General features: G+C 67.6%; 1 pseudogene. It reads right to left on the bottom strand.

From position 1 onward, the window contains the following. A pseudogene (locus CXR44_RS38735) lies at positions 1-479 on the bottom strand (cytochrome bc1 complex cytochrome b subunit); the annotation flags it as partial. Positions 480-516: the final 37 nt, after the last annotated feature.

Here is a 516-nt window from a genome sequence, read left to right as displayed (position 1 = left end):
ACGGCCTCCTGCCGCGCGGAGATCACCAGCAGGACGACGACGGCCAGCGCCGCCAGCAGATGCAGGCCGTACCAGAAGAGGACCGGGATCCCGCCCAGGACGGTCCCCGCCAGGAGATCGTCGACGGAGCCGTAGCCGCCGAGGGCGGCGAGCAGGGTCAGCCCCAGGACCGCGAACCCGTGCCTGAGGCGGCCGAGGAGGATCCACACGACGACTCCCAGGCCGAACACGTAGGGGAACCGGTGGTGGAGTTGGCGTGTGAGCAGGCCGCCGCGCACATCGAAGCTGATGGTGAGAGTGGACTCGTACGCCTCGCTCATCATCACCCCGCGCAGCGGTGCGTAGTCTCCGTCGTAGGCGATCATGTCGTTGCTCGGCACGAAATCGAGCGCCAGGTAGCCGCCCGTGAGCAAGACGGTGGCGACGATGTAGATCAGCATCTCGCCGACGAGCTGGCGTAACCGCCTCCTTGTGAACATCGCACCATGATCCCGGACGCTTCCGGCGGTGGACGGC

Origin of the sequence: Nonomuraea indica, assembly GCF_002850745.1 — a bacterium.
Lineage (GTDB): Bacteria > Actinomycetota > Actinomycetes > Streptosporangiales > Streptosporangiaceae > Nonomuraea > Nonomuraea indica.
Note: the sequence above shows the minus strand (reverse complement) of the source record. Positions and strands in the feature narration are given on the sequence as shown.